Here is a 577-nt window from a genome sequence, read left to right as displayed (position 1 = left end):
GCCGGGATCAGACTTCCAGTGTCCGCGCCACTTCCCTGATTTCAAAGAACTCCAGGATGTCGCCAACCTGGATGTCGTTGTAGTTCTTGATGTTCAAGCCGCACTCGAAGCCTTCCTTGACTTCCTTGGCGTCGTCCTTGAAGCGCTTGAGCGAGTCGAGTTCGCCCGTGAAGACGACCACGTTTTCGCGCAGAAGGCGCAGGCGCGCGGTGCGGCGAACCACCCCGGCGGTGACCATACAGCCGGCGATCGAGCCGATCTTGCTGACCTTGAACACCTGGCGAATCTCGGCATTGCCGATGACTTCTTCCTTCTTGTCCGGCGTCAGCATGCCCGACATCGCGGCGCGCAGTTCGTCCACAGCGTCATAAATGATGTTGTAGTAGCGAATGTCCACGCCGTTGTTTTCGGCCTGCTTGCGGGCCTGGGCATCGGCGCGGGTGTTGAACCCGATCACCACGGCCTTGGAGGCAATCGCCAGATTGACGTCGGACTCGGAAATGCCGCCGACACCGGAATACACCAGCTGGACCTTGACTTCCTCGGTCGAGAGCTTCAGCAGCGACTGGGCCAGCGC

General features: G+C 60.1%; 1 protein-coding gene. It reads right to left on the bottom strand.

The genetic code is table 11. The features are described from left to right. Positions 1–7: 7 nt before the first annotated feature. Positions 8–577 (bottom strand): EF-Tu/IF-2/RF-3 family GTPase (locus AC1DWI_RS25865; protein WP_477726287.1); only part of this gene is annotated, 570 nt, incomplete at its 5' end.

Source organism: Polaromonas sp. P3_C2 (assembly GCF_056402675.1).
This window is presented reverse-complemented; position numbering and strand designations above follow the sequence as displayed.